The organism is Mesorhizobium sp. (assembly GCF_004962245.1).
In the GTDB taxonomy this organism is placed as follows: domain Bacteria; phylum Pseudomonadota; class Alphaproteobacteria; order Rhizobiales; family Rhizobiaceae; genus Mesorhizobium.
This window is the reverse complement of record NZ_SUHQ01000019.1, coordinates 141547-147584: the sequence shown is the minus strand read 5'-3', so window position 1 is coordinate 147584 and position 6038 is coordinate 141547. Positions and strand designations below refer to the sequence as shown.

The 6038-nt window shown below is 66.4% G+C and carries 4 protein-coding genes; all 4 read left to right on the top strand.

Annotation, left to right across the window (positions count from 1 at the left end; genetic code table 11):
- Positions 1-255: 255 nt before the first annotated feature.
- The 4 genes from E5X88_RS20895 (at position 256) to E5X88_RS20880 (ending at position 5945) form a co-directional block, all read left to right on the top strand.
- Positions 256-882 (top strand): CDGSH iron-sulfur domain-containing protein, encoded by a 627-nt coding sequence (locus tag E5X88_RS20895; protein ID WP_292164631.1) that lies wholly within the window; start codon positions 256-258, stop codon positions 880-882.
- Between the two features lie 60 nt (positions 883-942).
- Positions 943-1245: a cupredoxin family copper-binding protein gene (locus tag E5X88_RS20890; protein ID WP_292164629.1), complete on the top strand. Its 303-nt coding sequence runs from the start codon at positions 943-945 to the stop codon at positions 1243-1245.
- Positions 1246-1496: 251 nt separating this feature from the next.
- The gene (locus tag E5X88_RS20885; protein ID WP_292164627.1) at positions 1497-3518 is read left to right on the top strand and encodes a hydantoinase/oxoprolinase family protein; all 2022 of its coding nucleotides are present in this window, start codon (positions 1497-1499) and stop codon (positions 3516-3518) included.
- Between the two features lie 252 nt (positions 3519-3770).
- Positions 3771-5945: a malate synthase G gene (locus E5X88_RS20880; RefSeq protein ID WP_292164626.1), complete on the top strand. Its 2175-nt coding sequence runs from the start codon at positions 3771-3773 to the stop codon at positions 5943-5945.
- Positions 5946-6038 lie beyond the last annotated feature (93 nt).

The window sequence follows — 6038 nt, the reverse complement described above, 5'->3', positions numbered from 1 at the left end:
CACCCATCAGCCGCCTCGGCTTCGATCGGGACAACCTGCTGAGGCACCACAGCTAACCAAGCTGATGGTGGTGGCCGCGAAAGCGGCCGGAGAGGGGTCTTTTTAGTAGCGCCGCGCTTTTCGCGAAGCGCAGGTAACCGCCATCCTCTTCCACCCGACATTACAAAGCTCGCAAGGGGGAAGGGGCACCCTTCCCAGCTTGACGCCGTCCGGGTCACCGCCATAGCGTGACGCCTTGAGCGAAGGAGCACAGCTATGGCAGGCATGGTCGAAAGCGAAAAGATCGATGTCGGCTTTTCGGGTCGGCGCTGCATCCATTCGCGCAATTGCGTGCTTGGCGATCCGCATGTCTTCGTGCCCAACGCGAAGGGCCAGTGGATCCATCCCGAGGCGGCCAGCGTCGAGAAGATCGTGGCGATCGCCGAGAGCTGCCCGTCGGGCGCCATCACCTACATCAGGAAGGATGGCGGGCCGCAGGAGAAGCCCCCGGTGGTCAACACCGTGCGCATAAGGGAAAACGGCCCGCTGGCGCTGCATGCCGAAATCGTGCTCGGCGACGAGACGTTCTTCCGCGCCACGCTCTGCCGCTGCGGCGCTTCGGAAAACAAGCCGTTCTGCGACGGCAGCCACAACAAATCAGGCTTCACCGCCACCGGCGAGCCGGCGCTGAAGGACACGCCGGCGCTGGAGGCGAGGGACGGGCCGTTGAAGGTGACGCCGACGACCAACGGCCCGCTCAAGCTCGAGGGCAATCTCGAAATCGTCACCGGCACCGGGCATACGGTCGACCGGACGACGCGAACCTTCCTCTGCCGCTGCGGCCATTCCGCCAACAAGCCGTTCTGCGACGGCACGCATAAAAAAGTGGGGTTCGTGGCATGAACGGCCGCGCGCCGACGTTAGCGTAGCATGAGCCTTCTCGCGCTCAGGAGGAAATCCACCATGCGTACCGCGCTCGTCCTTGCTTTGCTTGTTTTCGCCATGCCCGCCTACGCCGCCAACCATGCGGTCCAGATCAAGGGCATGAAATTCCACCCGGCGAAAATCAGTGTCGCCGTCGGCGACACCATCACCTTCAAAAATGCCGATTCCATGACGCACACCGCCACCGCGCTGGACGGTTCCTTCGACACCGGCCAACTCGCCAAGGGCAAGAGCGCCAAGGTCAAGATATCAGCCGCAGGCGCTCACCCCTTCAAATGCTCGATCCACGCGTCGATGAAGGGCACTGTCACGGCGAAATAGCGCGCGACAGACCGCAAAAAAGTGGGGCTCGTCGGGCAAGTTGACGCTGCGATCTCCCCCTTAAGGGGGAGATCGCCGGCAGGCCAGAGGGGGTCGTCTCGCGTGGATCGGCGACCCCCTCTGTCGCCTTCGGCGACATCTCCCCCTCGAGGGGGGAGATTACGCTCTCTTTCCTTGGCCCAGCACTCGCGGCTTTATCGGCCGGCGCGTATCGGCTAAGGGGCGGGGAAGCAAATCTCCCGGACCCGCCAATGACCGCCAAGACCAAACCCCTGTTCCTCGGCATCGACACCGGCGGCACCTATACCGACGCCGTGCTGTGGTCCGAAGCCGAGGGGCCTCACGGAAAAGTGCTGGCCAAGGCCAAGGCGCTGACGACGCGCCACGACCTGGCGGTCGGCATATCGGGCGCGGTCGACGCCGTGCTGGCAAAGGCCGGCACCGATCCGGCGGCGATCAAGCTGGTGTCGATGTCGACGACGCTCGCCACCAACGCGCTAGTCGAGGGCCAGGGCGGCCGCGTGGCGCTGGTGATGATCGGCTTTTCCGAGGGCGATCTGGCTCGCGACGGGCTGAAGGCGGCGCTCGGCACCGACCCTGTGGTGTTCTGCCCCGGCGGCCATGACGTCCACGGCAATGCGGCAAAACTCGACCTGTCCGGGCTGGAGGCGGCGCTGCCGGAACTCGGCGCCTCGGTATCCGGCTTTGCCGTCTGCGCCTATTTCGCCACCCGCAACCCGGCGCATGAGCTCGCCGCCCGCGACCTGATCCGCGAAAGGACCGGCCTGCCGGTCACCGCCAGCCACGAGCTGTCGGCCAAGCTCGGCGGCCCGCGCCGGGCGCTGACGACGCTGCTCAACGCCAGGCTGATCTCGATGATCGACCGGCTGGTGGCGGCGACCGAAGGCTTTCTCGCCGCGCGCGGCATCGCCGCTCCGCTGATGGTGGTGCGCGGCGACGGCGCTTTGGTCTCGGCGGCGTTTGCCCGCCAGCGGCCGATCGAGACGATCCTGTCCGGCCCGGCCGCCAGCCTTGTCGGCGCCCGCCACATGACCGGGCTCGACAATGCCGTGGTCTCCGACATCGGCGGCACCACTACCGACGTCGCCGTGCTCGACGGGGGCCGTCCTAGGCTCGATCCGGAAGGCGCCACCGTCGGCGGCTTCCGCACCATGGTCGAGGCCGTCGCCATGCGCACTTTTGGGCTCGGCGGCGATTCCGAAGTGGCGCTGGAGGACGGCGCGCTCAACCCAAAGATCCTGCTTGGGCCGCGCCGCCTGGTGCCGCTGGCGCTGGCCGGCATGGTGCATGGCGAGGCCGTCACATCAGAGCTCGAACGCCAGCTGCGCGCGCCCAACCCCGGCCGCATGGACGGCCGTCTGGCGGTCAGGACCGGCGTGCCGGAGCGGCTGGCGGCGGGCCAGACCGGCGCCGAGGCCAAGCTCTATGAGATGATCGGTGTTGTGCCGCTCGCCCTCGACAGGCTTTTGACCTCGAACGCCCAGAACGCCACCTTGAACCGGCTGGTGTCGCGCGGGCTGGTGCATGTCGCCGGCTTCACGCCATCGGACGCCGCCCATGTGCTGGGCAAGCAGGCCAACTGGGATGCCGTTTCGGCTCGCTTGGGTGCGGAACTGTTCGCCCGCAAGCGCGACGGGCGCGGGCAATCGATTGCCGCCTCGCCGGAGGCGATTTCGGAGCGGGTGCTGACCACGCTGACCCGCCTGTCGGCGGAAGTCATCCTCGAGACCGCCTTTGCCGAGGACGGGCTGGACGGCGCGGCGACTGTCGCCCATGCGCTGGTCCAGCGCGCCGTCGACGCGCATCCCGGCATCGCCCGCCTCAGCGTCGCGCTCGACCGCCCGGTCATCGGCCTCGGCGCCTCGGCGCCGCTGCATTATGCCGGGCTGCCGCCACTGGTCGGCAATGGCTGCGTGGTGCCGGAGGATACCGATGTCGCCAATGCGCTCGGCGCCGTAGTCGGCCAGGTCAGGGTTTCGGCGGAGGCGCGGGTCAGCCAGCCCAAGGAAGGGCTGTTTCGCGTCGCCTCAGGCGAGAGCGTGCGCGATTTCCTCGATGAGGCCGCAGCGATCGCGGCGGCCGAAACCGACGTGCGGGCAATCGCGGCCGGGCGGGCGCGGGACGCCGGCACCGACAGCGCCGAAATCGAAGTCGCCAGCGAATTCCGCGTCTCCACCGTCGAAGGCCAGCGCATGTTCATCGAGGCGCATGTGGTGGCGGTGGCCTCGGGAAGGCCAAGGATTGCGGTGTGAGCGCATAATCTCCCCCCTTGAGGGGGAGATGTCGCCGAAGGCGACAGAGGGGGGTCGCCGCGCGTGGAGGGCAACTTGCTTCTATCGCAGGAGGCCGGCCCGGTCGGACTGACCCCCTCTGGCCTGCCGGCCATCTCTCCTCGAGGGGGGAGATCGGCAGCAAAACGCCCTCCTTCACCCTAAGCTGAATTGACCCTGCCACCCTGACATGCCAAAGGCCCGGCCAAAGCCTTTCATCTTGGAGAAACCCTGATGACCGATCGCGTCGAGATCGCCGGATTGCAGATTGCCCGCGAGCTTCATGATTTCATCGTGAACGAGGCGCTGCCGGGCACGGGCATCGCAGCCGACGCGTTCTGGACCGGCTTTGCGGCCATCGTTGGCGATCTGGCGCCGAAGAACCGGGCGCTGCTCGAAAAGCGCGACGCCCTGCAGGCGAGCATCGACCGCTGGTATCACGACAATGGCGCGCCGGTCGACATGGAGGCCTACAAGAACTTCCTCAAGGAGATCGGCTATCTCGTGCCGGAAGGGCCGGCCTTCTCGGTCGCGACCGAAAATGTCGACCCGGAGATCTCGGTGGTTGCCGGGCCGCAGCTGGTGGTGCCAGTGATGAACGCGCGCTATGCGCTGAACGCCGCCAATGCGCGTTGGGGCTCGCTCTACGACGCGCTCTACGGCACTGATGCCATCCCCGAGACCGATGGCGCCGAGAAGGGCAAAAGCTTTAACCCCGCGCGCGGCGCCAGGGTCGTCGCCTGGGCAAAGAGCTTCTTCGACGAGTCGGTGCCGCTCACCTCGGGCAAATGGGCAGGGGTGAACGGGCTTTCGGTTGCCAACGGCATGTTGCGGCTGGGCGAGGGCGCCGGCGCAACCACGCTTGCCGACCCCAGACAGTTTGCCGGCTATCGCGGCGATGCCGCCAATCCCGAAGCCGTCCTGCTCGCCAGGAACGGCCTGCACATCGAGATATCAATCGACCGCAACAACCAGATCGGCAAGACCGATCCGGCCGGCATTGCCGACGTCATCCTGGAATCGGCGCTGACCACCATCCAGGACTGCGAGGATTCGGTCGCCGCGGTCGATGCGCAGGACAAGGTCGTGGTCTACCGCAACTGGCTCGGCCTGATGAAGGGCGACCTGGCGGAAGAGATCACCAAGGGCGGCAGGACGTTCACGCGAAAACTCAATCCCGACCGGTCGTATACCGCGCCCGATGGCGGCACGCTGACCCTGCCCGGCCGCTCGCTGATGCTGGTCAGGAATGTCGGTCACCTCATGACCAATCCGGCGATAACAGACCGCGACGGCAACGAGGTGCCGGAAGGCATCATGGATGCGGCGATGACGGCGCTCATCGCGCTGCACGATGTCGGGCCGAACGGACGCCGGCAAAATTCCCGCGCCGGCTCGATGTACGTCGTAAAACCCAAGATGCATGGGCCGGAAGAGGTCGCCTTCGCGGTCGAGATCTTCGACCGTGTCGAAGCGCTGCTGGGGATGCCGGCGAATACCATCAAGATGGGCATCATGGATGAGGAGCGGCGCACCACCGTCAACCTCAAGGAGGCGATCCGCGCCGCCAAGGATCGCGTCGTCTTCATCAACACCGGCTTCCTCGACCGCACTGGCGACGAGATCCACACCTCGATGGAAGCCGGCCCGATGATCCGCAAGGGCGACATGAAGCAGGCCGCCTGGATTGCCGCCTACGAGGCCTGGAACGTCGACACCGGGTTGGAATGCGGGCTGGCCGGCCACGCCCAGATCGGCAAGGGCATGTGGGCGATGCCCGACCTGATGGCGGCGATGCTCAACGAGAAGATCGCCCATCCCAAGGCCGGCGCCAACACCGCCTGGGTGCCATCGCCGACGGCGGCGACGCTGCACGCCACCCACTATCACAAGGTCGATGTCCATGCCGCCCAAGTGGCGTTGAAGAGCCGGCCCAAGGCCAAGCTCGACGACATCCTGTCGGTGCCGGTCGCCGTGCGGCCAAACTGGTCGCAGGCGGACATCCAGAAGGAGCTCGACAACAACGCGCAAGGCATTCTGGGCTATGTCGTGCGCTGGATCGACCAGGGCGTCGGCTGCTCGAAAGTGCCTGACATCAACGACATCGGCCTGATGGAGGACCGCGCCACGCTGCGCATCTCCTCGCAGCACATCGCCAACTGGCTGCACCATGGCGTCTGCACCACCGATCAGGTGATGGAGACGATGAAGCGCATGGCGGCGATTGTCGACCGCCAGAACGCAGGCGATCCGCTCTACCGGCCGATGGCGCCCGACTTCGACAAGTCGATAGCCTTCCTTGCCGCCTGCGACCTCGTCTTCAAGGGCCGTGTCCAGCCCAACGGCTACACCGAGCCGGTGCTGCACGCACGACGGCTGGAGCTGAAGGCGAGGGATAGGGCTGGATAGCTGCCCGCGTTGCGGGGTGCGCCCAGACGCCTGACCTCACCTTGGATGTTTCCAGGTGGGTAGAAATTGTGCGCCTATCCGTGCTCAGGCCGA